Source organism: Alteromonas macleodii ATCC 27126, assembly GCF_000172635.2.
Classification (GTDB): Bacteria; Pseudomonadota; Gammaproteobacteria; order Enterobacterales; family Alteromonadaceae; genus Alteromonas; species Alteromonas macleodii.
The window spans coordinates 1,158,020-1,184,949 of record NC_018632.1 but is presented as its reverse complement, the minus strand read 5'-3'; the positions used below and the strand labels follow the sequence as shown (position 1 = coordinate 1,184,949).

The 26,930-nt window shown below is 45.6% G+C and carries 21 protein-coding genes; 4 read left to right on the top strand and 17 right to left on the bottom strand.

Annotation, left to right across the window (positions count from 1 at the left end; all coding sequences use genetic code 11):
• Positions 1–124: 124 nt before the first annotated feature.
• Together alaS and MASE_RS05010 are read right to left on the bottom strand one after the other, a co-directional pair.
• Positions 125–2,722, bottom strand: coding sequence for an alanine--tRNA ligase (alaS, locus tag MASE_RS05015; RefSeq protein ID WP_014948671.1), 2,598 nt, complete (start codon positions 2,720–2,722; stop codon positions 125–127).
• A gap of 297 nt (positions 2,723–3,019) precedes the next feature.
• A complete protein-coding gene (locus tag MASE_RS05010) occupies positions 3,020–3,478 on the bottom strand; it encodes a regulatory protein RecX (protein ID WP_014948670.1) in 459 nt (152 codons plus the stop codon).
• A 118-nt stretch (positions 3,479–3,596) separates the two neighbouring features.
• Here MASE_RS05010 and MASE_RS05005 point away from each other — a divergent pair, with 118 nt between their 5' ends.
• Together MASE_RS05005 and MASE_RS05000 are read left to right on the top strand one after the other, a co-directional pair.
• The gene (locus MASE_RS05005) at positions 3,597–4,910 is read left to right on the top strand and encodes a GNAT family N-acetyltransferase (protein ID WP_014948669.1); all 1,314 of its coding nucleotides are present in this window, start codon (positions 3,597–3,599) and stop codon (positions 4,908–4,910) included.
• Positions 4,900–6,975 carry a M13 family metallopeptidase gene (locus tag MASE_RS05000; RefSeq protein ID WP_014948668.1) on the top strand — a complete coding sequence of 692 codons (2,076 nt, stop codon included), beginning with the start codon at positions 4,900–4,902 and terminating at the stop codon, positions 6,973–6,975. The genes MASE_RS05005 and MASE_RS05000 overlap by 11 nt, the downstream gene beginning before the upstream one ends.
• A gap of 237 nt (positions 6,976–7,212) precedes the next feature.
• Here MASE_RS05000 and betI read toward each other — a convergent pair whose 3' ends face one another.
• From betI to MASE_RS04980, 4 genes are all read right to left on the bottom strand, one after another.
• A complete protein-coding gene (gene betI, locus MASE_RS04995; RefSeq protein ID WP_269719635.1) occupies positions 7,213–7,788 on the bottom strand; it encodes a transcriptional regulator BetI in 576 nt (191 codons plus the stop codon).
• Positions 7,789–7,861: 73 nt separating this feature from the next.
• On the bottom strand, positions 7,862–10,285 hold the full coding sequence (locus MASE_RS04990) for a TonB-dependent receptor domain-containing protein (RefSeq protein ID WP_014948666.1): 2,424 nt from the start codon (positions 10,283–10,285) through the stop codon (positions 7,862–7,864).
• A 253-nt stretch (positions 10,286–10,538) separates the two neighbouring features.
• The gene (locus tag MASE_RS04985; RefSeq protein ID WP_014948665.1) at positions 10,539–12,176 is read right to left on the bottom strand and encodes a SulP family inorganic anion transporter; all 1,638 of its coding nucleotides are present in this window, start codon (positions 12,174–12,176) and stop codon (positions 10,539–10,541) included.
• An 11-nt stretch (positions 12,177–12,187) separates the two neighbouring features.
• The gene (locus MASE_RS04980) at positions 12,188–12,841 is read right to left on the bottom strand and encodes a carbonic anhydrase (RefSeq protein ID WP_014948664.1); all 654 of its coding nucleotides are present in this window, start codon (positions 12,839–12,841) and stop codon (positions 12,188–12,190) included.
• A 158-nt stretch (positions 12,842–12,999) separates the two neighbouring features.
• Between MASE_RS04980 and MASE_RS04975 the strand changes: the two genes are divergently transcribed.
• Positions 13,000–13,968: a hydrogen peroxide-inducible genes activator gene (locus tag MASE_RS04975; protein WP_014948663.1), complete on the top strand. Its 969-nt coding sequence runs from the start codon at positions 13,000–13,002 to the stop codon at positions 13,966–13,968.
• A 17-nt stretch (positions 13,969–13,985) separates the two neighbouring features.
• Positions 13,986–14,873: a LysR family transcriptional regulator gene (locus MASE_RS04970; protein WP_039223024.1), complete on the top strand. Its 888-nt coding sequence runs from the start codon at positions 13,986–13,988 to the stop codon at positions 14,871–14,873.
• 136 nt (positions 14,874–15,009) lie between these two features.
• Here the strand turns inward: MASE_RS04970 and MASE_RS04965 are convergent, their stop codons facing one another.
• The 11 genes from MASE_RS04965 to MASE_RS04915 all read right to left on the bottom strand — a co-directional run bounded on the left by MASE_RS04965 (position 15,010) and on the right by MASE_RS04915 (position 26,930).
• Positions 15,010–17,031: a methyl-accepting chemotaxis protein gene (locus MASE_RS04965; protein ID WP_014948661.1), complete on the bottom strand. Its 2,022-nt coding sequence runs from the start codon at positions 17,029–17,031 to the stop codon at positions 15,010–15,012.
• 426 nt (positions 17,032–17,457) lie between these two features.
• Entirely contained in the window at positions 17,458–17,742 is a 285-nt protein-coding gene (gene ppnP / locus MASE_RS04960) for a pyrimidine/purine nucleoside phosphorylase (protein ID WP_014948660.1), read from the bottom strand.
• 79 nt (positions 17,743–17,821) lie between these two features.
• Positions 17,822–18,412 carry a DUF938 domain-containing protein gene (locus MASE_RS04955; RefSeq protein ID WP_014948659.1) on the bottom strand — a complete coding sequence of 197 codons (591 nt, stop codon included), beginning with the start codon at positions 18,410–18,412 and terminating at the stop codon, positions 17,822–17,824.
• Positions 18,413–18,435: 23 nt separating this feature from the next.
• Positions 18,436–21,060: a methionine synthase gene (gene metH, locus MASE_RS04950; protein WP_014948658.1), complete on the bottom strand. Its 2,625-nt coding sequence runs from the start codon at positions 21,058–21,060 to the stop codon at positions 18,436–18,438.
• A gap of 9 nt (positions 21,061–21,069) precedes the next feature.
• Positions 21,070–22,137 (bottom strand): homocysteine S-methyltransferase family protein, encoded by a 1,068-nt coding sequence (locus MASE_RS04945; RefSeq protein WP_014948657.1) that lies wholly within the window; start codon positions 22,135–22,137, stop codon positions 21,070–21,072.
• A gap of 3 nt (positions 22,138–22,140) precedes the next feature.
• A complete protein-coding gene (gene metA / locus MASE_RS04940) occupies positions 22,141–23,079 on the bottom strand; it encodes a homoserine O-acetyltransferase MetA (RefSeq protein ID WP_014948656.1) in 939 nt (312 codons plus the stop codon).
• A 110-nt stretch (positions 23,080–23,189) separates the two neighbouring features.
• Positions 23,190–23,624 carry a DUF2802 domain-containing protein gene (locus MASE_RS04935; RefSeq protein WP_014948655.1) on the bottom strand — a complete coding sequence of 145 codons (435 nt, stop codon included), beginning with the start codon at positions 23,622–23,624 and terminating at the stop codon, positions 23,190–23,192.
• A 59-nt stretch (positions 23,625–23,683) separates the two neighbouring features.
• A complete protein-coding gene (locus MASE_RS04930; RefSeq protein ID WP_014948654.1) occupies positions 23,684–24,175 on the bottom strand; it encodes a chemotaxis protein CheW in 492 nt (163 codons plus the stop codon).
• Positions 24,176–24,192: 17 nt separating this feature from the next.
• Entirely contained in the window at positions 24,193–24,999 is an 807-nt protein-coding gene (locus MASE_RS04925) for a chemotaxis protein CheW (RefSeq protein WP_014948653.1), read from the bottom strand.
• A gap of 7 nt (positions 25,000–25,006) precedes the next feature.
• Positions 25,007–25,771 carry a ParA family protein gene (locus tag MASE_RS04920; protein ID WP_014948652.1) on the bottom strand — a complete coding sequence of 255 codons (765 nt, stop codon included), beginning with the start codon at positions 25,769–25,771 and terminating at the stop codon, positions 25,007–25,009.
• Positions 25,772–25,799: 28 nt separating this feature from the next.
• Positions 25,800–26,930 (bottom strand): protein-glutamate methylesterase/protein-glutamine glutaminase, encoded by a 1,131-nt coding sequence (locus MASE_RS04915; RefSeq protein WP_014948651.1) that lies wholly within the window; start codon positions 26,928–26,930, stop codon positions 25,800–25,802.

The following is a 26,930-nucleotide window of genomic DNA, read 5'->3' as shown; positions in this document are numbered from 1 at the left end:
CTGTTCCTTAATACTGAACATCATCCATTAAGATTTGCCAACCCATCGGCACGACCCGATGGAAGCGACAGTGATTCCATGTTTCTGCGTCACTTCAAAAACTCACTGTTATACACAAAAATAATTATAGCTTATCTTGTAACCAAGCGTTAACCGAATCTAGCGCCTGGCCCAAGTTTTCAGGCTGGTCACCGCCTGCCTGTGCCATATCTGGACGACCGCCCCCTTTGCCACCTACTTGTGATGCGACAAAGTTAACTAGCTCGCCCGCTTTAACTTTACTAGTGAGGTTTTTAGTAACGCCAGCAATAAGATTCACTTTCGCGTCATTAGCCACACCTAATACTACGATCCCTTCACCAATTCGGTTTTTAATGTCATCCATCATTGAACGCAATGACTTCGCTTCAACACCTTCCAAATTCGCAATAAGAACTTTAACGCCATTTATCTCTACTGCATTACTAAGCATATCAGCACCTTGCTGACTCGCCAGTTTTTGTTTCGCAGAATTGAGTGCTTTTTCTAGTTCTTTAGTCTGATTTTGTAGAGAAACTACGCGATCAAGTACATTTTGGCTGTCTGTTTTCAATAACGCAGACAATGAAGACAGTGTCGCTTGTTGGGTTTGCACGACTTCAAGTGCATGCTCGCCAGTAACTGCTTCGATACGTCGAACGCCCGATGCAATACCCGCTTCACTGGTAATTTTAAACAAGCCAATATCACCAGTACGTGTAACGTGAGTACCACCACATAGCTCAACAGAGAATGGCCCCATGGTTACCACGCGAACTTTTTCGTCGTACTTTTCACCAAATAACGCCATTGCGCCTGATGCTTTGGCTTCATCCAAATCCATTAGTTCAGTTGCTAACGTGTGGTTTGCACGTATTTCTTGGTTAACTCGTCTTTCAATCTCAGCAAGTTGCTCAGCCGTTACTGCCTCAAAATGCGAGAAGTCAAAACGCATGCGCGGCGCTTCAACCAATGAACCTTTCTGAGTTACGTGCTCACCTAAAATTTCACGCAGTGCTGCATGAAGTAAATGCGTTGCGCTGTGGTTCTTTTTAATGGCTTCACGATTTGCTGCATCAATCGCTGCGGTTGCCGTATCACCTTTAGATACCGAACCTTTAGCAATACCTTTGTGTGCAAACGCATTACCCATTTTTTGGGTGTCGGTAACGATGAATTCACCGTTTGCCACGCGAAGCACACCTTTATCTCCAGCCTGACCACCACTTTCAGCGTAGAACGGTGTGCTGTCTAATACCACAACGCCTTCTTGACCGTCTTCAAGCTTCTCAACAAACGCATTGTCGGCAATAAGTTCAACCACATTCGCCTGGCCTTCTACATCGGTGTACCCAGTAAATGAGGTTGTGTGGTCAATGGCGAGTTTACTATTGTAGTCTGCACCAAAGTTGCTAGCCTGCTGTGCACGGGCACGCTGTGCTTGCATAGCAGCTTCAAAACCTTCTTCGTCAATCTTAAGGTCGTGCTCTCGTGCTACATCATTGGTTAAATCAGTAGGGAAACCATAGGTGTCGTAAAGCTTGAACACTACGTCACCCGGCACTGTGTCGCCTTCTAGAGTTTCTAATGTATCGTTTAGGATAGCCATACCACGGGCTAACGTTTTGCTAAACTGCTCTTCTTCAACACGTAGTACTTTTTCAATAACCGGTAGCTGGTCTACAAGTTCTGGATACGCTTCACCCATTTCTTTGGCAAGTGATGCCACAAGTTTATAGAAGAAGATATCGTTTGCGCCAAGCTGATAGCCGTGGCGAACAGCGCGACGAATAATGCGACGTAATACGTATCCGCGCCCTTCATTTGATGGCATAACGCCATCGCAAATTAAGAAGCTGCACGAACGAATGTGATCGGCGATAACCCGTAGCGATTTATTTTCTAAATCTTCGCTTCCAACAATTGATGCTGCTGATTTGATCAAGTTTTGGAAAAGGTCGATCTCGTAGTTGCTGTGCACGTTCTGCAAGATAGCGGAAATACGCTCTAGGCCCATACCGGTATCGATTGAAGGCTTAGGGAGTGGCTCCATGGTACCGTCAGCTTGTTTGTTAAACTGCATAAATACCAGGTTCCAAATTTCGATAAAGCGGTCGCCGTCTTCTTCTGGTGTTCCCGGAGGACCTCCCCAAATGTGCGCACCGTGATCGTAAAAGATTTCAGAACAAGGACCACATGGACCGGTATCGCCCATAGACCAGAAGTTATCTGACGTGCTAATGCGAATAATCTTTTCTTTTGGAACACCAATATGGTTTTCCCAGATGTCGAACGCTTCGTCATCTTCAGAATAAACGGTGACTAAGAGCTTTTCTTTTGGCAAACCAATTTCTTTGGTAAGGAAATTCCATGCAAACTCTATCGCTTCTTTTTTGAAATAATCGCCAAAGCTGAAATTACCCAGCATTTCAAAAAAGGTATGGTGACGCGCAGTGTAACCTACGTTCTCAAGGTCGTTATGCTTACCACCTGCGCGAACGCAGCGCTGTGACGATACCGCACGGGTATAGCTGCGTTTTTCCGCACCTAAAAAACAGTCTTTAAACTGGTTCATGCCCGCGTTGGTAAAAAGAAGTGTGGGATCATCTGCCGGAACCAGTGACGAGCTCGCCACCGCTTGGTGGCCATGGCTTTTAAAATAATCGATAAACTTGTTACGTAAGTCAGCAGTTGATAATGTCATTGAAAACCTAACTTCCTTTATTCTATTTTTGAAACGTGCGATTTGCCTGTTCTAATGAGCTTTATAATCGGGGCAGTTTGCGAATACGCAATACGCTTATCCTCGCTATAATTCTCTGGATAATTAAAATGCACACAAATTTGCGCAACAATACCATGGATAACGCAATTTTGTTAAGTGTAACGGGGAGAAGATAGGCTCAAATTTCACTTTAAGTAGACGAAAATAGCCAGTATTCATAAAACGAATCGCCAACGGCATCTATTTGTCGGTAAACAAGAGCATAAACCAGCCGTTTTAGCTAGATTCGTTTGCGCTTACCGCATATTCAATGTGATCTTGGTAAAAGCCACGATATTGAAGAAATTGTTTCTGCTTTTGTCTCAACGCGAATTCGGTTTCATAAAACTCGCCAAACTTTTTCTCTTTTACTTTTTTAGCACTTTCAAACCAGTCAGCGTCAATCTCTCTCATTGCGTGTTCTGCAGTACTTTCATCTACACCGTATTGCTGTAAGTCTAATTTAATTGCGCGGGGTCCCTTCCCTTTTAAATACAGTGCGCGAGCTCGGCTTTCTGCAAATCTAGCATCGCTTTGGATATCAGCATCTTTGAATTCCTCCAGAATAGGCATGAAAGCATCACTCGCTATTCCCTTCTGCTGCAACTTTCGCATAATCTCGTTAAAGCTATGCTCTCGTCGTGCCAGCATGCGAGTAATCGCGTCGGTAATGATTTTTCGGTCGAACTCTGACATTTTTGTAAACTTACTCTTCTGTATTAAACGTAGAAACCGCGTTATTTTAGCGTTAATTACTCGTACATTGCGACTATCTAGCGTTTTACGCACTTAACCTCTACATGATGTAAACTGCATGACAGCATCCAACTATCGCATAACAATAATAGATTCGATTGAACAGATCTCTAAAGAGCGCTGGCAATACCTCGCAAAAGAATCGGGTCCTTTCGTTTCTTATGAATTTTTACATGCGCTAGAACGCAGCGGCTCGTGCAGCAATGAATCTGGGTGGCAGCCTTGCCATATTGCTATAGCGCAGAGCCAGCATGGGGCTGTTAATCTCGTTATTCCCGGCTACCTGAAAACTCACAGCTACGGTGAATACGTGTTTGACCACGCATGGGCTAATGCTTATGCACAGCACGGTCTCGACTATTATCCTAAATGGATATCGGCCATCCCCTTCACGCCCGTAACAGGCTCTAGACTACTTTCTGATGGGCACATTGCGCTTACTCCGTCACTTTTAAGTGAACTAGAAAATACATTAACAGCGTATGTAGATTCCGTATTTGGTGAGGCTTTATCTTCTTTTCATTGGCTATTTGCTAATGAAAGCACCTCGGCTCAAATCACCAGCAGCGGTACTCCCAAGCCAAATGACTTTTCCATTGAACAACTTCGAGATCAATCCGACACGCTAAACCGTTACCTGACCCGATACGCGGTTCAGTTTCAGTGGCATAACTACGGTTATGGTGATTTCGACGATTTTCTTAACGCGCTTACCTCCCGCAAAAGAAAAGATATCAAGAAAAGTCGACGTAAACTGAACGAGCAAGGCGTCCGCTTTACCCATCATACCGGCAATGAGATTAGTCCAGAGACACTGCAGTTTTTCACAAAGTGTTACAAAGCAACCTATTTAAAACGAAGCGGTCACGTGGGATATTTGAATGATGCGTTCTTTGAGCAGCTTGTCGAGAGCATGAGCGAGAACATGCTTATAGTTACGGCAGTAGAGAATGAGGTAGCAGTAGCCAGCGCCCTCTTTTTCTACGATGAGACAGGACTGTATGGCAGATACTGGGGAGCACTGAAAGAAATAGACGGGCTACATTTTGCCTGCTGTTATTTTGAAGGCATTGAATTTGCCATTGAGAAAAAGCTATCGCTTTTTAATCCCGGCACCCAAGGTGAACATAAAATACTTCGAGGCTTCGAGCCCATTTATTGCCGTTCACATCACAAATTACAACACGAGTCGTTTCACACAGCTGTAGCAGACTTTTTACAGCGAGAAACGCCGCATATCACAAGCTATTTTAATCAGGCACGGAATGCTTTACCGTTTAACAAGGAATTTGTGCCTACTTTAAAAACAACGAGTGTCACTGCACCTAACGACGACACTTATAATCACAACGAGAAAAACGATGAAATATAAACTTCTTGCCGTAGCGATTGCGGCATCTTTGGGACTTGCTGGTTGCGGTCAGCCTGAACAAGCCCAAGAACAAACCAGCAATGTTGAAGCGCCAGAAATGAAGGGCGAAGCGGAACTAGGCTCTTTTGGCATAGACTTGACCGCTCGTAATGAAGCGGTAAAACCTGGTGATGACTTCTTCATGTACGCGAGCGGTACATGGTACGACAACTACGAGCTGCCCGCTGACAAAACTCGCTACGGCGCGTTTACGGGTCTTGCAGAGCGTAGTGAAGAGCAAGTTAAAAACATCATTGATGGGCTAATGGAAAAGTCTTCGCTTAATGCAGAAGAGAAGCTTGTTCACGACTTTTTTGTTGCTTACATGGATACCGATACTATCAACGAGAAAGGTATTGAGCCAATTAAAGACGTACTCACGTCTATCGATAGCATTGAAAACAAAACTGACCTAACCAAAGCATTTGGTAACAGCTGGTTAGTAGGCTCAACCACGCCAATTGGCGGCGGTATGTGGTACAACCGCCTTGACCCAAATGAATACCAATTAAGTGTTGGTGTTGGTGGTTTAGGCCTTCCTGATCGCGACTACTACCTGAGCGATAGCGAACGTTTTGTTAAAATTCGTGAAGCTTATGTAGCGCACATCGAGCAGATGCTAAATTTTGCAGGCGAAGAAAACGCAGCTGAAAAAGCGGCGAATATTCTTGCCCTTGAAACACAAATTGCAGAAATTCAGTGGCCTCGCGAAAAACGCCGTGACCGCGACCTTACTCTTAACCAGATTGAACGTAGCAAGCTGTCTGACGAGTACCCTGGCTTTGATTGGGATACATATTTTGCTCAAACCGGTTATAAGGTACCTGAGCTAAATATTACACAGCCTGAGCCAGTAAAAGACGTTATTAAAATTATTAACGAAGCTGATCTCGCTGATTGGAAGTCGTACTTGAAATATCACACTATTTCAAACAATGCGGATTTCCTTTCTGAAGATATCTACCTAGCCAACTTTGACTTCTTTGGTCGTACACTAAGCGGACAGCAAGAGCCTCGTCCTCGTTGGAAACGCGCAGTGAGCCAAATGTCTGGTACTGAGTCACTTGGTTTTGCTATCGGCAAGATTTACGTAAACGAATACTTCCCAGAAAGCTCAAAAGAGCAGATGGCGGAGCTGGTTGAGAACTTGCGTACAGCACTAGGTGAGCGTATTGAAAACCTAGACTGGATGAGCGAAGAAACCAAGGTAAATGCCAAAGAAAAGCTAATGGCATTTAACCCTAAAATTGGCTACCCAGACGAATGGCAGTCTTTCGACGGCGTAACCATCAGCGACAAAGACTTAGTAGGCAATGTTCGAAACCTACGCACATTCTTCCAAGACCAATCGGTAGAACGTGAGCTAGAGAAAACAGATCGCAATCGCTGGGGTATGACACCGCAGCGCGTTAATGCCTACTACAATAGCTCGTTCAATGAAATTGTATTCCCAGCGGCTATTTTGCAACCACCATTCTTTGATCCAAACGCCGACGCAGCAGTTAACTACGGTGCAATCGGTGCGGTAATTGGTCACGAAATGGGACATGGTTTTGACGATCAAGGCTCGAAGTCAGATGCAAACGGTATTCAGCGCAACTGGTGGACCGATGCTGACCGCGCAGCGTTTGAAGAAAAAGCGGATATGCTAGCCGAGCAATACAGCCAGTACGAGCCTATCGAAGGTAACTTCGTAAATGGTCGCAACAGCTTGGGTGAAAACATTGGTGACGTGGGTGGTCTAGCCATGGCTTACCACGCCTACAAACTTAGCCTTAACGGCAAAGAAGCGCCGGTAATTGACGGCCTAACAGGCGATCAGCGTTTCTTCCTTGCATGGGCACAAGTGTGGAAAGAAAAACGCACTGAAGAAAGCATGCTGAATCAACTTCGCGCAGGTACACACGCGCCAGGTCGTTATCGTGCACAAGCTCCAAGAAACCATGATGCATGGTATGAAGCGTTTGACGTGAAACCAGGTGATGCACTTTATCTTGCGCCAGAAGAGCGCGTAAGAATTTGGTAGCTCATTGAGTTTAGCACTTAGTGAGCACATGCTAGCCTCTCGCGCCGGATAGCGATTTGTATCTGGCGCCAGCTAATACCAGTCCGCATAGATCATGTAGCTCATTTAGAAAGTGTAGATAATTAAAAAGGGCGGTTCGACTTATCTCGAACCGCCCTTTTTATTTTTCTAATAAGTATTCGCTCGGTGGTACTTATACGCCAGCCGCGAGTACTTGTTTAACTTCCGTTTGCTTATTTATCTTCCGTATTGGGCAACTAAATCGCGAACGTATTGCTTACAACGGGCTACAGCTTCTGAAAAATCACCGTTACCCACACTGCCCATGGAATAACGAAGCCAATACCCATCAATTAATGCAGCGGTAGACGCAGCGGCGTTTTTGACCTGCTCAGGTTTAAGTAGCTTGCGGTAACTAAACGCTAAATTACGCTCTAAGCGTTTGTGGTTAATACACTGCAAACGATGCAAGCCTTCGTTGTGTAGTGACAACGCCCAGAAGTTAAACCAGGTATTGGTGGCGGAACTCGCCCCTTGCGTTTGTGAAAAGTTATTTTCAATAATGAAATCTATCCGCTCTAGGGGATCGTCAATACGCTGCGTGATTTTTAGCGCATCGAGAAGGTGGTGCATCGTTGCTTCAATTAAACCTTGCTTGTCACCAAAATAGTGACTAATTATCCCTGAAGAAAGCCCAGCTCTTCTACTAATTAAGCTAATCGTTGTACCGTGATAGCCAACTTCTGCCATCACTTCTAGCGTTGCTTCTATTAATTGCTTCTTGCGAACTGGCTCCATTCCCACCTTGGGCATGCTACAACTCCAAACCTTAAATCTAAAAAATAACCTGCGACAGCACAATGCCGCCGCAGGCATGATATCACGATTAAAAGGTTAAGCGTGCGTTGACTGCAACAGCGCGAGGTGCGCCAATCCAAAATGCACCTGGTGCAATGGTAGACGCATAGTCTTCATCAAACAGGTTGTTTACTGTTAAACGCACTTCTAGCTCTTCAGCACCTGAACCAATGTTTTCGATAAAGCCGCCAATATAGAAGTCGCTAACGATATAGTCATCAACTTGTGCTGCATTATCAATATCCAGGTAGCGGCTATCAACGTACTTGGTAGACAGGCCTGCAAAGTAGTTATCGCGTGCCCAATCAAGGCTAATTACCGCCATAGTGTCAGGCGTACCGATAACCGTATTACCTTCAATAGCTACCAGTGACACTTCAGGGTTTTCAGGGTCAGCGATGGCTGCCAGCGCATCGTCAAGTGTATCGTATTGCGTACCTGAACTACCTACCGTCGCAACATATTCTGACTCGCTTAAGGTAATAGAAGTGAACAACGAGAACTCTTCGGTTAGCATAATGTCTGCTGAAATTTCAAAACCGCTAGACTCAATACCGCCCACGTTTTTGTATCCACCCGCGGCTGCTTCAAGAAAGTCTATACCCTCTGAGGTTTCGTTACTGGTAAATTGAATACGGTCGTTAAACTCAATATTGTAGTAGGTCACGCTGGCATTGAAACCAGGTGAAGAGTAGCGGAAACCTACGTCAATGTTGTCAGCGGTTTCTGGCTTTATAAAGCGAAGGTCAGTATCGTTGCGCTCTAGTTGTGCATCTTTGATTGCCGCAAAGTTCTCACCGTAACCTGCGAAAACTTCAACTCCTTCAATGGGTAAAGGTGCAACGATACCGGCTGAGAATAAGGTATCTGAGTCAGTATTGACCGCTAAGTTGTTGGCTGAATCAAAGTTGTCCGTTTTCTCGATATCTACGTTAAACTTCTTGGCACCAGCGCGAATGCGGGCAAAGCCTAGATCAAGCTCATCTTCCACATAGTACATCAAGGTATCAACTGGGAAGGTTCTGTCGTACTGCACCCAGTAAGGCACGTTGTCATAATCGACGCTAATAGACGAGTTGGTAATTTTATGCCAATCGCGAGACTCGCCACGCTCATAGTCTTCCCACCAAATACCAAAACGTACGGTATTATCAAAATCACCAATTTTGGTGTACCACACAGCATCAGCATTAATGCCAAAACGCTCTTTATCATAATGGGTGTGACGATATGAGCCCACGGGAATAGCGCCTTGCGCATGACAGCCTGGGTCATATTCTGCACCTGCACCACCATAAGGGAAGGTCAGTGAGCTTTGACAACCCTCGATAGGGCTTAGCTGGTTACCTTGTCTATCAACAAAGTAGATTTGTCCCAGCTCCTCTCCACCGAATACCGTATTTCCAACAATAAGCTCTGAGTGCCCTTCTGCTCCGTCATCAGTGATATCAACAATATAGGGTGGAACCCATTCGCCGCGTCCTTCATTGTCGTGATAATACACGTTAGTCATAAAATCGACCTGGCCAATAGTAAAGTCAGCCTGTAAATAAGCGAAAAGGTTTTCGCGTAGGGTAGACCAACCTCGACGATACGCCTGATCTTGATAAGGCACGCCTGTCCACTCGTCAGTTAACTGGTCCCAATCTGGATTTTGCTCATATTGCGCCAGCCCGTATATGCGCTGGTAGTTATCTTCGTGGGTATCGTCGTAAGACAGGTAACCTGTAAGAGACACGTCGTTAACGGTAGAGATAAACTTCATGGCTAAATGATCACGGGTGTTCTCTGCTGCCTGCTGCATAAAGTCAGAACTTTCTTGACTTGAAAGGCTTATCCACGCGTAAGTATCTTTAAAGATTTCGCCTGTTTCGTAGCGTACATAGTATTTTGACGCATCAAATGAACCCGCAGTTACACTGGTTATTAAGCCCTGCTCCGCAGACGGGTTAATGGTGGTGAAATTCAGTGTGCCGCCCAAGGCTTCGTGTGAACGGGAAGCGATATCCGCCGTACCCTGAGAAACTTCAACGCCTTTTACGTTTTCGGTATCGATATAGCGATTCGCTTTCGCGCCACCACCGTAATTCGAGTTACCGTTGGCGATGCCATCTACCGTCATGCCAATTTGCTGCTCGTTTAGGTTTACTTGAAAGCCACGAATAACAATAGACGTTGACCAGTCATCAGCCCCAAAGGTATCACCTTCGTTAATAAGCACACCCGGCAGGTTATCAACCGCGGCTAACACACTGCTAAGATTAGCCTGTTGTTTAAACATATCGTCGCTCGTTGCGTTATTCGCGTAAGAAACGCTTCGCCCAACAACGGTAATTTCTTCTATGCGCTCTTCGTCAGCACGCTCTGCTTCCTCTGCCCACGCCACTGTAGGTGTAGTCATAGACGAAAGTGCTGCAAGTACAGCTAACGAGAGTTTATTGTGTGTTTTCATGTGTTTCCCAAAGTAGTTGTGTAATGTTTACTCACTACTCTAGGGAGGAATTGTTACAGTAGCGTTAAGTTTAATTGAACAATCAATTAATAAAACATTTTCCATGTTTGTTTATTCAATGACATCCAAGTAAACACGCACCAGCTATAAACGGACCCAGAAATTTAGCAAAGAAATCTTTGCCTAACAGACACAAAAAAGCCCTCACTAAGGAGGGCCAAAAGGGAAAGGTTTATCTTACCTTGATATTACTTCACGACTGCGTTGCGGCTTGAAAACGGGTGTTTTTGCTTTCAGTCCCGGCTACTTGCTTTTCTGCGTAAAGCAAGGCGTCGTGTAGCGTGTCAAAGTTGGGGATACCTGGGTGCGCTTCGTTTACGCCCTCAAGCACCTTATTGACTTCTGCATTAGCACCACAAATAACCAGCTGACGACCTGCCGCTAGTGCATCTGAGGTAACTGTATCAACTGCCATCGCAGCAGAAACATCCATAAGTGGAACGCGCGAGAAATCTAAAATGGTGACTTTAGAACCCGGTTTCACACGCTCACGAACGTGGTGGCCCAAATCGGCAGCCGCACCAAAGCTTAGTGGTCCGCCAAAACTAAAGATTGATACTTTGTCTTTAAGAGATTCCAATAGCTCATTTTCTTTAGGGTCGTTTAACGACTCAGGGATTTTCTTAAGCTCTTCAATTTGCAGCTGTGCGATTTGCTTAACGTAAGCTAATGCTGCGAATACCACGCCAACACCAACTGCTGTGATCAGATCTACAAATACCGTTAGCGCAAGCACCATAATCATTAGGCCGAAGTCCCAACGTGGGCCTTTGTGAGCGCGCTTCAAGTAACTCCAGTCGATGATATCTAAGCCAACTTTGACCAAGATACCAGCAAGAACAGCGTGAGGAATTTGCGCTGCTAGCGGGCTAAGACCTAACACAATTGCTAGAAGAACTAGCGCGTGTACCATGCCTGATATGTTGTACTTACCACCGCTTCGGATATTTACAACAGTACGCATCGTTGCGCCTGCACCTGCGATACCGCCGATAAGACCAGCAAATGTATTACCAATACCTTGGCCGATTAGCTCTTTGTTACTATCGTGACGGGTACGCGTCATGTTATCAGCAACAAGAGATGTAAGTAGACTATCGATGGCTCCCAGCACAGCTAGAATAAACGCGGCTTCAAGAATAAGCAGTGCTTTGCTTTGGTCAAATACTGGAAGGTGAAGGCTAGGTAAACCCGTCGGGATATCACCAAGGATTGGCACAGACAGCGCTAAACTTACAAGCGTGCCAATGATAAGTGCAGCCAGTGCGCCAGGCACATACTTGCCTAATTGCGGTGGCCATTTGTAGGCAATAACCAAGGTACCAAGGCCTAACGCCAAGGTTGCAAAATCAATATCGGCAAGCGCGGTTGGCAAATATGTCAATGCGCCGATTGTTCCGCCTGGCGGCTCATGGCCCAGCAAGCGGCCGATTTGAAGAATGATGATGATTGCACCGATGCCCGACATAAAGCCCGATATTACCGGGTAAGGCACCAGGCGAATGTATTGACCAACGCCAAGGACACCAAAAACAATCTGGAATATACCGGCCAATATCACAGCTGTGAATATAAGGCTGGCGTCGCCTGATAGACTTGCGAACAAGCCTGCAAGAACAACAACCATAGGCCCCGTTGGACCAGAAATCTGTGCTGGTGTACCACCGAAAAGTGCGGCAAAGAAGCCAACCGCAATAGCACCGTACAGACCCGCCATTGGGCCTAAGCCTGACGCTACACCAAGTGCAAGCGCCAGTGGTAAAGCAACGATACCGGCTGTTAAACCGCCGGTAAAATCGCCTCGTAGGTTTGAAAGGTTAATTTTTACCATAGTTATAGACCTTATTCACCGCGAGCAAGTTGTGCTTCGGCAGTTGACTCGTCCATTACATCGAATTCACCAGACTCAGTGTTGTAGTAAAGTACTTCACCTGAACCAATGTTATAAACCCATCCGTGGAGCTTAACCTGACCTGTTGCAATTTTTGCAGCAACAGCAGGGTGAGTACGAAGGTGCTGAATTTGCTGAACAACGTTCTCTTTCGTTACCGCTTCTAGGTCGTCAATAGAAAGGTCTGAATGGCCACAGCGCTCTTTAACAACTTCAGTTGCAACACGGCAATGACCTAGCCACTCTTTTACATGCGGAAGCGCACTTAAGCCTTCAGGGTTGATGGCGCCTTTCATCGCACCACAGTCAGTATGGCCACAAATAACAATGTGAGAAACGCCCAGTGCAGCAACTGCAAATTCAATAGACGCTGTCATGCCACCAGTTTGGTTGCTGTGAGGAGGTACGATGTTGCCCGCATTACGGCAGATAAATAGCTCACCCGGATCAGTTTGTGTTACTAAGTTCGGGTCGATACGTGAATCAGAGCACGTAATGAAAAGCACTTCAGGGTTCTGCCCAGTAGCTAGTTTTTGAAACGTAGCTTTTTTGTTTGGGTAAACTTCTTTCTGGAATTTGGCAACACCTGAGATAACGTGATCCATATATAACTCCCAATTTTTTAATAATTGTAATGATTATGTAATTACGCCAGTTTCACCTGATAGATTAATAGTTTAATATACTAACTCGCGATAGCTAAATACTATCACCGCTTACGTATCACTACCCATAAGCATAGTAATAGAGAGCCATTTTCACCATGCAATTCAACGGAAAGACCCCGTCAATTAACCAAATCCGCTATTTTGTTGCAGTGGCTAAATACCTAAGCTTCAGGCAAGCAGCGGGAATACTGGGAATTAGTCAGCCTACTCTGACCAGTCAGATCAGTGCGCTAGAGAACCTCTTAGGGCTAACGCTTTTTGAACGTTCACGCACAGGAACGCTGTTATCTCCCCAAGGTAAAGCCTTGCTTGATGCAGCGGAAGAGGTGCTGCAGGCCTCTCAACGGTTCAGCGAAATTGCACGAGACTTGTCCGAGGGTGAAGTTGTAACCTACCGGTTAGGGATACCGCCAACGCTAGGGCCTTATTTACTTCCCTTTGTGCTACCAGATCTGCACAAACGGAAGCCCGGCTTGCGCTTCTATGTTCGAGAAGGCGCCCCTAACGCATTGCAACACGGTCTACTGCGTGGTGAATATGACCTAATTCTTTCGCCACTTTCAGGCGAAAACTCTCAATTAATCACGCAACCACTCTTCAAAGAGCCTTTAAAATTCGTCACGCCTTCTGATCACAAATTGTCAGGAAAAGCCTATGTTAAGCCAGAAGAAATAAGCGGCGAGAAAGTGTTAACACTAGAAGACCGACATCACTTTCATCATCAAGTGCAGCGCATTTGCGATGAGATTGGGGCAGATTTACAGCGAGATTATGAGGGCACCAGCCTAGATACTTTGCGTCAAATGGTGGTAATGGGCATGGGTGTAGCCTTCCTACCCGGGCTTTATATTCATTCTGAGTTGCACAAGCCTGAAGCATTACACGTGTGTGAGATTGCCGATATGCCTATTGAGCGTCAGCACTCATTAGCGTGGAGAAACACTGCGCCTGGACGAAAGACCTTTAGAGAAATATCAATTATCATAAAAGAGATAATTGAAACTCGCCTGTCGGACGCCGTGACTATAGTCAGTGCTGCCCCAAGCCCTCTTCAAAAACGTTAAACTGGTTGTAATTTATTATGATTGATAGACAACATTTACGAATAGTAAGAGCGATAGATGCTGAAGGCACGATGACAGAAGCGGCAAAATCGCTTTTTCTAACCCAGTCAGCGTTAAGCCACGCAATGAAAAAGTTGGAAGCCCATTTTGACGTACCGCTTTGGAAAAAAGACGGCAGAAGACTCACGCTGACTCAGGCGGGTCAGAGTGTATTGGGCTTAGCTCACCGAGTTTTACCCCAGTTTGAGCATACTGAAGCCCAATTACGCAGATTCGCCGATGGTAAACAGGGCATATTACGTATTGGGATGGAGTGCTACCCGTGTTTTGAATGGTTGCTCAAGGTAGTGGCGCCTTTTTTGAAAGCCTTTCCAGATGTTGATGTAGATGTACGCCGCGCGTTCTCTTTTGGCGGTTTACAAGCGCTTCACGGGTACGATATTGATATATTGCTCACGCCAGACCCTCTTTCACTTGAAACCATTACCTACACGCCAGTGTTCGAATATGAACAAGTGTTGGTAATGGATAAGCACCACCCTTTGGCAGAGAAACCATTTGTTACACCGAAAGACTTAAGCAATGAGACCCTTATCACCTACCCCGTAGAACTCAGTCGACTGGACGTATTCACGCATTTTCTTACTCCTGCCAATTGCACAGTGAGGCAACATAAAACGATTGAAACCACAGAGATCATCTTACAAATGGTAGCAGCGGGACGTGGTGTTACTGCGCTACCTAAATGGTTGATTGATGAATCAAAAGAAAGCGATCTCCTGACTTGTCGGTCGCTTGGTGAACAAGGCGTATCAAAAACGCTGTACTTGGGTCATAGAAAAGCGCAGGACGTATTGGGGTTTGTAGATGATTTCATTGCCCTTTCGCAAACGCACAAGCCATAGGTGTTCCAAACTGTATTTCGGAAAACTTATGTCAAACTAGGGAATAAAATAATTCGCTTGCCAACAATGTTGGCAAGCGACAACGCTCTAATTAAAGACTGTCGCGCATTATGCGCGGTTAACGGTATGAATGGCGCTAAATTTTAAACTGCCCCACCAATTCTTTTAAGTCACCAGAGACGGCACTTAGCTGCGTAGCTTCCACAGCTAACTCTTCTGCATGCTGACTAGTTTTATCACTTAAACCAGTGATAGCTACGAGCGACTTATTAATATCTTGCGCCACCTCCGTTTGCTGCTCGGTCGCCAGTGCTATGTGAGTACTTTGCTCGTGAACCAAACCTATAGACTGGGTAATGTCTTTAAGCGTTTCGACCACTTTCTCTGTCTTATCGACACCAGATTGAGAACGGGTTTGTCCTTCCTGCATAACACTGTTGGTCTGCTCAGACATCGCCTGCAATCGCTCTACCATTTTTCGTATATCAGTCGTCGATTCTTGTGTACGACTTGCTAATGAGCGAACTTCATCTGCAACAACGGCAAAGCCGCGCCCCTGTTCACCGGCTCTCGCCGCTTCAATGGCTGCGTTTAATGCCAGTAAATTAGTTTGTTCAGCAATGCTGTTAATTACATCGACTACAGCACCGATGCTATCTGACTCTTTGCTCAATCCGCCCACAACTTCAACACCCTGACTGATGGCGTCAGCCAGCGCGCGAATTTCCCTCATGGCATCTTGCACTTGCTCACTGCCGGCTTGTACCAATTCATCTGCTTTAGTCGCAGCGTCACTGGACTGTGCCGCATTTTTTGAAATTTCAACGACGGTAGCAGCCATCTGCGTGACTGCCGTAGACACATTGTCCACCTGACTACGCTCTTGGTTAATTTCCTTGCTAGTCGCGTGACTCACATCTCGAAGGTGATCCGCTGCATCAGAAACAGCCTTAGTGTTAGCGGCAGTATCTTTTAGCAATGATCTTAGTTTATCGGTAAAGGTATTAAACTCTATGGCAAGCGCACCGATTTCGTCGTTGCTCTTAACTTCCAGACGCTTGGTTAAGTCGCCGTCGCCATGCGCTATTTCCGCCATTGCGTTGCGCATTTCGACCAAAGGTTGAGTGACTTTAGCACTCGCAAAATAAGTAATAAGCGCTATTAATCCAATAATCACAAAGGCGACGATAATTGCCGTAGTAATTGCATTATTTATAGGGCTATCAATGATGCTTGCAGGGATAAGAATGCCCAGCGACCAATTCATTTGTGGGTTAGTTAACTGAGCGTGCTCAAAAACCGCAACATAGTCTTCCCCCTTCCAGGTTACGTGCACAATACCAGATTCATTAGCCGCTATATTACTTGCCAACTTGCCAAACCCTTCAGTGCTATCAAACACGCTGTCAAAGTTGCGAATAGAGGAGCTTAGTGGCAACGCTTTGCTCTGTTTTGGAAAGTAAACAATGTTTTGGTTTTCATCGAGTAAAAACGCCGTGCCTTGTTCTTCATAACGAATGGCATCTATGACCTTACCCACCGTGCTAATAAGAATATCGACACCGCCAACGCCTAGTAACGCTCCATTTTTGTATATCGGGGTTTGTACTACTGCAGATACGCTTCCATCTTGGGAATCGACAGCAGGAGGCGTTACATATAGCTTTCCTTTTTCAACGGCAGTAGTAAACCACGGACGCTTAGTTGCAAAGTAACCGGCGTTAGGATTGCCAGCATCAGGACCCGAAGTGTCGACGCCGACTCGGCCCTCTTCATAGAAGTATTCACCCGTCTTAGCTGAACCAAAGAACGCCGATTTAATAATGGGATCTTGACTGCTGATGCCCTCAAATGTGGCATAGATATCTTTGGATTGAGTCAGTTGGCTTTCGGGCGCCCCTCGCGTGTTATGGCGCGTAAAAAAATCTTGTAGAAAAGGACTACTTAGGAATGCTCTAGCAACGCCGCCATAGGTTGCGAAGAATCCTTCAACGTCATTAGCCTCACGTGCAACTAAGGATTTAAGCTCTTTTTCTACGCGACTGCGGGTGTTATCTGCAACGGTATTGACTAAGAAAAACGCCGTAATGAGTAACATCAAAGCTATGCTACCGCCAACGATAAGCATGAACTTTTTTTGGAGTGATATGGATTTCATTTGTACTTCTCATTGTTTACTAAACGCCACAACGTGTGAAAAGTGTATTCCAGCACTAGGGCCTGTTGACCTTTTTAGTACGTTTTTGCAGCGGTCTTTGTGCCATCTAGACAAGGCGGATGTTTGACGGTTTCGTGGTTCTAAGTCGAAAACATTCAACGCAGTACCCTTTAACTTAGCCCACTAGGCTTGCAGGACTGTTTCGCGATTAAAAGGCTTCCATTTAGACCGAAATTCGTACATCAAAGGTCAACAGGCCCTGATAATTCGCACACATTTCAGGTTTAGTTTTATTAGTATAAAAGCGCAAGTGAGCCGAGCTCGCTTGCACTTCTAATACTTTGAGATATACAGAGAAATTTTACAACCTCTGAAAGTCAATTCTACGAAAGTTTAAATACAGAGTGAATTAAACGCTTTTAAGAATTAGCTGTAAAAGCAAAGATAAGCGGTAGGCGTAGACACTTTTACGTCAAAAGAAGCATCGGCGGGTACATTAAAGCTGGTGCCTGTAGCAAAAGATTGCCATTCGTCACTTCCCGGAAGCTTCACAACTAGCTCACCTTCAACCACTTTCATTAGCTCTTTTTGTGATGTAGAAAATGTATATTCACCCGGCGACATCACGCCCGAGGTGCAGGGGCCGTTTGCAGATTCAAACCCAATCGAGCTCACTTTATTGTCGAAATAATGGTTTACTTTAAAGCTCATAGTTACTCCTTTAATGTGAGTGCTGACTTTCTTTGCTTTAACTGTTTTTAAAGCAAAGTGCTGCAGCCTTGATACTTCTTTAGCGTTTTTGCCAAATAAGCATATGGTTATTGGCGGGCATGTCGATTATGTCTTGCAAGCTTAACTCGCCTGCCCAAGCAGTAAGCTCATTGATATCGCGGTAGCCACCATAACCACGCGCTAAAAGCGAAGTATGGAAGGCTTGGTTACTTTCAGAAGTAAACTTACCACTATGTGTAAAAGGGCCATACTGACAGAATACGCCCCCTTTGGGTAAGTGCAACGCTACTGATTCCATGAGCAGCTTCGCCTCTTCTTTTTGCATGATATGCGCGGTGTTTGCCGTAAAAATCCCGTCTATGTCGAGGTTGGGAAAGTCATCTTGCCCAACGGTAAATGCTATGGGAGGTTTCACATTCCGCGTATTTGAATCACTCAGCCACGCGGCAATACCTTCGTGATAGTGTGGTTGATCGCTTGTGTGCCAAATAAGATGGGGCAAATGCTCAGCCAAAAATACGGCGTGCTGACCTGTTCCACTCCCTATCTCTAATACCTGTCGGCAATTGGCAAATTTACGTTCAAGCACGCTCAAAATGGCGCGCTTGTTGTTCTCACAAGCCTGACTAAAAGGCTTTTCGATTTGCATACACGTTACCTGCCTAATCAACATTAATCACTTAAGTTTGGACCCAACCACTTTTCAGCCTCTTCTAAGGTCCAGCCTTTACGTGTGGCGTAATCTTCTACTTGGTCGGCTTGAATTTTGGCAACCGCAAAGTATTTGGCATCAGGGTGAGCAAAATACCAACCCGATACTGACGCCCCCGGCCACATGGCGTAACTTTCCGTAAGCTTCATACCTGTATGCTGCTCTGCTGACAATAAATCCCAAATAAGCTGCTTTTCGGTGTGTTCTGGACACGCAGCGTAGCCTGGTGCCGGTCTAATGCCCTGATATTTTTCGCGGATAAGTTCTTCGTTACTCAGTGATTCGTTAGCGGCGTAGCCCCAATAGTGCTTACGCACCTGCTCGTGCAGATATTCCGCAAACGCTTCGGCAAGCCTGTCTGCCACCGCTTTAACCATAATACCGTTGTAGTCATCGCCTGCTTGAATATAGCTCTCAGCAAGCTCGTCTTCCCCTATACCACCGGTAACGGCAAAAGCGCCCACATAATCATTTATGCCACTCGACTTTTCAGCCACAAAGTCTGCTAAACAATAATTAGCAAATTTGTCTTTTAGCGTTTGCTGACGCAAATGATGGGCAACACCTTGAACCTGGTTTCTCGACTCATCAGTGTAAATTTCAACATCGTCATTAACGCGGTTAGCAGGAAACAAACCAATAACGCCTTTCGCCTGAAGGCTGTTCTCTTCAATAACTTTATCTAACATGGCGTTGGCGTCGTTAAACAGTGACTGTGCCTGCTCTCCCACCACCTCATCTTCAAGTATACGCGGGTATTTACCTGCTAACGACCAAGTTAAGAAGAAAGGTGTCCAGTCGATGTAGTTACGCAGGTTAGCCAAATCGGCGGTTACCGGTGTTACACCCAGGCTCGCAGGTTTTACTGGCAAAGTCGTAAAATCTGGCCTAAAAGCGTTTTCTCTGGCCTGTTCTAACGTCACCGGCTTGCTGCGCGGCTTCTTACGGGCGTGCTGTTCGCGTACCGTATCGTATTCTTTTGCCAGTTCCTGCGCGTAAATATCGCGAGACGCTTTGTTTAAAAGACGCTGGCACACGCCTACTGCTCTACTTGCGTTTGGAACATAAGCCACAGGTGCATGATAATTTTGTTCAATTTTTACCGCAGTGTGCGCTTTAGACGTCGTCGCCCCGCCAATAAGAAGCGGAATATCAAAGCCCTGACGCTCCATTTCTTTAGCTACGTGAACCATCTCGTCAAGTGATGGTGTAATTAGGCCTGACAAACCAATCATGTCGACGTTTTCATCTTTGGCGGTCTGTAAGATTGTCGCCGCTGGCACCATTACGCCAAGATCAATCACTTCAAAGTTATTGCACTGAAGTACCACGCCTACGATATTTTTACCGATATCGTGAACATCGCCCTTTACCGTGGCTAATAGAATTTTACCGTTGCTTTTCGCATCGTCTGACTTTTCTTCTTCAATGTATGGCTGTAAATGGGCTACCGCCTTTTTCATTACACGGGCCGACTTTACTACCTGAGGAAGAAACATTTTTCCTTCGCCGAACAAATCCCCTACTACGTTCATGCCGTCCATTAACGGCCCTTCAATAACATGTAACGGACGCTCAGCTTGTTGACGCGCTTCTTCAGTATCTTCAATGATGTAATCGGTAATGCCTTTAACAAGCGCATGCTCTAAGCGCTTATTCACTTCTTGCTCGCGCCAGGATAAATCTTCCTTTGCGGCCGCTTTACCGTCTCCTTGATAGTTCGGTGCAATATCGAGTAAGCGTTCAGTAGCATCACTTCTGCGGTTTAAAATCACGTCTTCAACCGCATCGCGCAATTCAGCGGGTATTTCGTCGTATACTTCTAGCTGACCTGCATTCACAATAGCCATATCCATACCCGCTCGAATAGCGTGATATAGGAATACCGAGTGCATAGCTTCGCGAACCGGATTGTTCCCTCTGAACGAGAATGAAATATTAGAAAGGCCACCAGAAATATGTGAGTACGGACAGGTTTTACGTATCTCGCGGGTCGCTTCAATAAAATCAACCGCGTAGTTATCGTGCTCTTCAATACCTGTCGCTACAGCAAAAATATTGGGGTCAAAGATAATATCTTCAGGAGGAAAGCCGACTTCTTCTGTCAGCAACTTGTAGCTACGCTGACAAATCTCAACTTTGCGGGCTTGTGTATCGGCCTGGCCGGTCTCGTCAAAGGCCATAACTACGGTTGCAGCACCATAGCGCTTTATTAGCTTGGCTTGGTTTAAGAAGAGCGCTTCCCCTTCTTTTAAGCTAATAGAGTTAACAATCGCTTTGCCCTGCACACACTTAAGCCCTGCTTCGATGATCTCCCATTTAGACGAGTCGATCATAATGGGAACTCGGCTAATATCTGGCTCAGAGGCAATCAGGTTTAAAAAGGTGATCATGGCCTGCTTTGAATCAAGCATGGCCTCATCCATATTGATATCGATGATCTGCGCGCCGTTCTCTACTTGTTGCCTTGCGACATCAAGTGCAGTTTCATAATCGCCTTCAAGAATAAGTCGTTTAAAGCGAGCGGAGCCTGTTACGTTGGTACGCTCACCGATATTAATAAATGTAGAAAATTCTGCGCTCATTATGCCCTCCTAGTGTACAAACGGCTCTAGGCCTGACAAACGCATTTTGGGTTCAAACTTTGGCACTTTTCTTGGCGCAATCCCATTGACCGCGTTAGCAATATCGCGAATGTGTTCCGGCGTACTGCCGCAGCAGCCACCTACAATATTCACTAGCCCAGACTGCGCCCATTCTTTGATGTGCTCGGCCATTTCAGGGCCTTCCATGTCGTATTCACCAAACTCGTTGGGTAAACCAGCGTTAGGGTGCGCTGAAATTAAGCACTCACTAACAGTAGCCACTTCATCTACGTATTGGCGCAGTAAGTCTGGTCCAAGAGCACAGTTTAAGCCGAATGAGAATGGACTGATGTGTCGCATGGAATAATAAAACGCTTCCGCGGTTTGACCAGACAGCGTGCGCCCTGAGGCATCGGTAATCGTGCCAGACACCATAACGGGCAGCGATATACCTAGCTTTTCAAAAACCGACTCTACCGCATAGGCTGCCGCTTTCGCATTAAGTGTATCGAAGATGGTTTCCAGCATGATTAAATCTGCACCGCCTTCAATGAGCGCTTCGGTAGACTCGCTATACGCTTCCACGAGTTCGTCAAAAGTAACATTGCGTTTGCCTGGGTCGTTAACGTCAGGCGAAATTGAAGCAGTGCGGTTTGTTGGCCCAAGTACGCCCGCCACGAAACGGGGTTTGTCGGGTGTCTTTGCTGTGAACTCATCGGCAGCTTTACGCGCCAATTTAGCTGCAGCTAAATTAATGTCACGTGATTGAGCCTGCATATCGTAATCGGCCATAGCGATAGTCGTAGCATTAAACGTATTCGTTTCAATAATGTCCGCGCCAGCCTCAAAGTAATCACAGTGAATTTGATAGATGATATCGGGCTGGGTAAGAACCAACAAATCGTTGTTACCCTTAACATCGCAGTGCCAGTCGGCAAACTGTGTTCCGCGATAATCTTCTTCTTCTAACTTATGGCGCTGGATCATGGTGCCCATGGCGCCATCTAATATAAGGATGCGCTTTTTAGCGGCTTCTGTAAGCGTTGCTTGCGCGCTAGAATTTGGTCTTTGGCTCACGTGCTACCTCTTTGGCTGTGACTTTTCAGCAAGCTGACTTAAATCGTAAGGCGTGGTCTGATAGACATAATAATTCAGCCAGTTTGTAAACAATAGGCTACCGTGTGAGCGCCACTGTACAATAGGAGACTTGGCTGGATCATCCCCTTCAAAATAGTTTTTTGGAATTACTGGCGTTTGTCCCGCGGCAATATCTCGAAAATACTCATCTTTAAGTGTATCTGGATCGTATTCCGGGTGACCCGTTACAAATACCATGCGCTTATCTTCTGACGCCACAATATAAGCGCCTACATCGTCAGACTCTGCAACAACACTAAGTCCATCGACGCTGTTATACAACGAGGTGTTAATATGCCCATAACGGGAATGTGGTGCGTAAAAAGAAGGATCAAAGCCCCTTAATAGCTCATTATTCGGGTCATTCACTTTGTGTTTAAAGACACCTGAAAACTTTTCGTTTCTAAGCTCTCGTGTAATGCCGTAAAAGTGATACATGGCGGCGTGAGCAGCCCAACACAAGTAAAGGGTTGAGTTCACGTGACGCTGCGCCCACTCCAATATGGTGGTCATGGTTTCCCAATACTTTACTTCCTCGTAATCGATAAGCGCGAGAGGCGCACCGGTGACAATGAGGCCATCGTATTTCTTATTCGCTACCGCTGAAAAGTCGTGATAGAAAGCATCCATGTGCGATTGCGGGGTATTCTTCGGCGCTTGATTATCAATTCGAATTAAATCCACGTTTATTTGCAGTGGCGTGTTCGATAACAGGCGAAGTAACTGTACCTCTGTTTCTATCTTGTTCGGCATTAAATTAAGAATACCGACTTCAAGAGGACGAATATCCTGATTGGCAGCCCTGTCCATGTCCATGGTAAAAATATTTTCACCTAGTAGTACATTCTGCGCGGGTAACTGCTCAGGAATACGAATTGGCATAGAGGGCTCCAGTGATAAATTACAATATCTGTATTGTGTCTATAACTGGCGATATGTCAACATCTTTACGTCTAGACGTCTAAACGTTTTTTCTCTGGTGCTCAAAAATACTAATTATTTTGTTTATGCACCATTACCAACATCTCAGCTTCGGCACGAGGAATGTCGCAGGCTTCTATAATTTCATCAATGCTAGCGCCTTGCTTGACTAAGTCCGCCGCACGCTGATATAGGCGTAGGGAAGGATCTTGAAGCTTGAGTTCTCGAAGCTGGTTTTCAATATCAGTTTGCTTTTCGTCTAACTCTTGAAGGTGTCGAGTGATCACCAACGTGCGTGCTTGCGCCTCAGTTTGTTGATTATTTGCATTTTTAGCAAGGGCTTCAGTGCGGGCAATAGCCTCTGCGTTAGCATGTTCGCTTTCGCTTAATGCAGAACGCAACTGCTTAATGTGTGAATACAGCACACCCATCGCGGCGATGAGTATAACTACAAGAATACACAGTATGAGTTCTAATAAGGTAGGTGCAGCAAGCTGCCAATCCATGGACATAACCCTTGGGGAAATGTAGGCAGTATTACAATCAATACCGCCTATTCATTTATTTAGATGTTGCTAAGCTCATCCCACTCTTCGTCGCTTAACAATTTATTAAGATCTACAAGAATAAGCAGTTCGCCGTCGCGATTACTTACACCTTGGATAAACTTAGCACTCTCTTCAGTACCTACGTTAGGGGCACTGTCAATCTCTGAAGATTTCAAGTAAACCACCTCAGCGACACTATCCACCAGAATACCAACCACCTGCTCGTCAGACTCAATAATAACGATACGGGTATTGTCAGTAATTTCTGTTGGCGGTAATCCGAAACGAGCACGTGTATCAATAACCGTTACTACGTTACCACGCAGATTGATAATACCAAGTACATAGTCAGGTGCACCGGGTACAGGGGCTATTTCGGTATAACGCAAGACCTCTTGAACTTGCATCACGTTGATACCGTAAGTTTCTTCACCTAAGCGGTACGTTACCCATTGAAGGACTTCGTCGTTGCTGTCGGTGGCGTTATTATTTATTCTTTCGTCGCTCATGAACCTGGCTCCCAATACTATGGCGTCTGGTCGTTACTGCCTAAGCCTTTGTTAAGCATAGATATTAATTCTTCAACGTCAATTAACGCGCACATTTTTTCTTTAACCATCCCTGCTAACCAGGGACGCTTACCTGTGGACTCGCGCCATTTAACATCATCGGTAGTCAAATTGACCGTATTGACTAGCTTTTCACTAGCCAGACCCCACGCACTTTCCCCTAACATTATAAGATATCGGTAGTTAAGCGATTGTGCGAGGTTTTCGTCATATTTTTCTGGCATTACCCATTTTGCAGAGTCAACAACACTTAGTTTAGACTCTCTGTGCAACATTACACCCATAAACCAATCAGGTTTTCCAAATAAAGGGCCAATCTTCTCAATTTGGTGGATCCCACCTAGCGACGTCAAAGGCACCGCAAGTGTTAACCCTGCAACCTCAAAGAATAGCGCCTGAAAGCGAAAACCGAGAGTATCCTTTAGTGGAACTTTTGTTTTTTCAGCGCGGTTTAACGCAGCTTCTTGTTCATTTTCTACTAAAGTTTCTGCGTGAGACTGTTGCTGTTCATCTTCAATTGTCTCTGCTTTTTGCGTTTCAATTAACGATGTAACCTTTTCCGCTATCGCTTCTTGTTCATTTGATTGCGGCTCACTTTCATTGGCGGTAGAAGCAAGTGCCGTTTCAGCCATCTGCTGAGAAGCCTGCTCGAGCAATTTTGCCGTGCGCGCAGTCACATCTTCCGGTGCTTCTGGCTCTTTGAGGAGACTATCAAGGTATGCCTCCATCACTTCTTCACGGGCAAAAGGCGATTGCTTGCTCATGTTCTCGTTATTTCTCCAATACCGCTAATAGTTTCTCGTACGCAGACACACCACGTGTTTTGGGGTACGCTGCGGAAATGGGAAGCTGTACTAAACTTGCATCCCTGAAGTGCGTGTCGACGGGAATAACCCCTTCCCACACGCGCTCACCATAGTCATTCATTAAGCGCTTTCGCGATGCAAGCGCCGCGTTAGTGCGCTTATCAAACATAGTTGGAATAATCACAGTATCAAAGGATTTGTCCAACGAACGTCCCATAATTTCCATGGTACGAATCATTCTGTCTAGCCCTTTAAGCGCCAGATACTCCGTTTGGGTAGGCACAATAACCTTGTCACACGCTGCAAGAGCGTTAACCATCAGCACCCCAAGCACTGGAGGGCAATCGATGATAGCAACATCGAATTCCCCTGCGATTTTTGCCAACGCTTTTTTTAGGACTAAGCCCATACCTTGTTCGCTACCCATCGTTCTATCTAAGGTCGCGAGCGCCATTGTTGCAGGAAGCACATATAAGTTGTCTAACTTTGTCGGGCAAAGACAATCCATAACATTATCGGCCGTAATGTCATTAGACTTAATAAAAATATCGTAAACTGAATGACTTGACGCTTCTGCATCGATACCGAAGTAATAACTCAGCGATGCATGTGGATCAGTATCAATCATGAGCACTCGCTTGCCTTGCTGTGCAAGCAAGCCGCCAAGGCTCACCGTAGTGGTAGTCTTTCCTACACCACCTTTCTGATTCGCTACTGTCCACACTTTCATATTTGCTGTTCCATTACTTTTCAAACTGCTATCGCATTTCGGTTTGAACGCAACTGCTCATATCATCAATGTTTATATTTTTACTGGATATATTGGCAACGGCTACAGCTTGAGGCATACCGTACACAACACAGGAATCTTGGTCTTGAGCCCAAATCGTTGCGCCTTTTTCCTTGAGCATTCGGCATCCTTCTCTGCCGTCAGCCCCCATACCCGTTAATATAATTCCTAATACATCCCCACCATAAGCTTTAGCCAGAGAACTGAAAGTGAGATCAACACTGGGCTTATAATTCACCTTGTCACTCGCACTTGCATCAACAATGGCAATGCGTTTATTCGCACCTATGGTTTCTAGCAACATTTGCTTCCCACCGGGAGCAAGATACGCATGACCTGGTTTTAGAATGTCGCCGTGCTCGGCTTCTTTTACTCTAATCTTACAGTTTGTGTCTAAACGCTGTGCAAATGCCGTAGTAAATGTTCCTGGCATGTGTTGTACAAGCAAAATGGGGTATGGAAACTCTGCAGGTAAAGGAGACAGCACTTTTTGAAGCGCCACAGGCCCGCCTGTAGAAGCCCCAATTGCCAAACACTTGTAGTGCTTTCCCGTCGCTCTTACAGACGAAACGGTTGGTTGTTTAGCTGCGTCTTTATGCCCTGATAGCAACCCTGATGTTTTAAAAAACGCCTGCTTTGGCGCATTATCAGGAAGCTTTCTTGCCTCTGTAGAGCGAAACGACGGACGCTTAAGACCAATACCACGACGCGCTATTAAGCGTACTTTTGTACACAACAAGCGCGATGCGTCTTTTCTGTCCTGCGCGATATCTTCAAATTTCTTAGGTAAGAAATCGAGCGCGCCCGCTTCTAACGCATCTAATGTCGCTTGCGCACCATGATGCGTAAGCGAAGAAAACATAAGAATAGGTGTAGGCCGTTTGTCCATTATGGCCTTTACAGCTGAAATGCCGTCCATGACAGGCATTTCAACATCCATCGTTATCACATCCGGCTTAAGCGCTTCTGCTTTTTCAAGTGCATCGCGCCCATTTCTCGCTTCCCCAACAACTTCAAGTTCCCTATCGCCATCGAGTATTTCTTTTACTCGACGACGATAAAAAGTCGAGTCGTCCACGACAAGGACTTTAAAGACCAT

What these genes read in the sequence shown, in the direction of transcription:
- MASE_RS04930 (WP_014948654.1), bottom strand. Translation starts at nt 24,175, where the DNA reads ATGAGCGACGAAAGAATAAATAATAACGCCACCGACAGCAACGACGAA.
- metH (WP_014948658.1), bottom strand. Translation starts at nt 21,060, where the DNA reads ATGAGCGCAGAATTTTCTACATTTATTAATATCGGTGAGCGTACCAAC.
- MASE_RS05010 (WP_014948670.1), bottom strand. Translation starts at nt 3,478, where the DNA reads ATGTCAGAGTTCGACCGAAAAATCATTACCGACGCGATTACTCGCATG.
- metA (WP_014948656.1), bottom strand. Translation starts at nt 23,079, where the DNA reads ATGCCAATTCGTATTCCTGAGCAGTTACCCGCGCAGAATGTACTACTA.
- MASE_RS04920 (WP_014948652.1), bottom strand. Translation starts at nt 25,771, where the DNA reads ATGAAAGTGTGGACAGTAGCGAATCAGAAAGGTGGTGTAGGAAAGACT.
- MASE_RS04925 (WP_014948653.1), bottom strand. Translation starts at nt 24,999, where the DNA reads ATGAGCAAGCAATCGCCTTTTGCCCGTGAAGAAGTGATGGAGGCATAC.
- ppnP (WP_014948660.1), bottom strand. Translation starts at nt 17,742, where the DNA reads ATGAGCTTTAAAGTAAACCATTATTTCGACAATAAAGTGAGCTCGATT.
- MASE_RS04990 (WP_014948666.1), bottom strand. Translation starts at nt 10,285, where the DNA reads ATGAAAACACACAATAAACTCTCGTTAGCTGTACTTGCAGCACTTTCG.
- MASE_RS04935 (WP_014948655.1), bottom strand. Translation starts at nt 23,624, where the DNA reads ATGGATTGGCAGCTTGCTGCACCTACCTTATTAGAACTCATACTGTGT.
- MASE_RS04955 (WP_014948659.1), bottom strand. Translation starts at nt 18,412, where the DNA reads ATGCAAATCGAAAAGCCTTTTAGTCAGGCTTGTGAGAACAACAAGCGC.
- MASE_RS04985 (WP_014948665.1), bottom strand. Translation starts at nt 12,176, where the DNA reads ATGGTAAAAATTAACCTTTCAAACCTACGAGGCGATTTTACCGGCGGT.
- MASE_RS04975 (WP_014948663.1), top strand. Translation starts at nt 13,000, where the DNA reads ATGCAATTCAACGGAAAGACCCCGTCAATTAACCAAATCCGCTATTTT.
- MASE_RS05005 (WP_014948669.1), top strand. Translation starts at nt 3,597, where the DNA reads ATGACAGCATCCAACTATCGCATAACAATAATAGATTCGATTGAACAG.
- MASE_RS04970 (WP_039223024.1), top strand. Translation starts at nt 13,986, where the DNA reads ATGATTGATAGACAACATTTACGAATAGTAAGAGCGATAGATGCTGAA.
- MASE_RS04980 (WP_014948664.1), bottom strand. Translation starts at nt 12,841, where the DNA reads ATGGATCACGTTATCTCAGGTGTTGCCAAATTCCAGAAAGAAGTTTAC.
- MASE_RS04965 (WP_014948661.1), bottom strand. Translation starts at nt 17,031, where the DNA reads ATGAAATCCATATCACTCCAAAAAAAGTTCATGCTTATCGTTGGCGGT.
- MASE_RS05000 (WP_014948668.1), top strand. Translation starts at nt 4,900, where the DNA reads ATGAAATATAAACTTCTTGCCGTAGCGATTGCGGCATCTTTGGGACTT.
- betI (WP_269719635.1), bottom strand. Translation starts at nt 7,788, where the DNA reads ATGCCCAAGGTGGGAATGGAGCCAGTTCGCAAGAAGCAATTAATAGAA.
- alaS (WP_014948671.1), bottom strand. Translation starts at nt 2,722, where the DNA reads ATGACATTATCAACTGCTGACTTACGTAACAAGTTTATCGATTATTTT.
- MASE_RS04915 (WP_014948651.1), bottom strand. Translation starts at nt 26,930, where the DNA reads ATGGTCTTTAAAGTCCTTGTCGTGGACGACTCGACTTTTTATCGTCGT.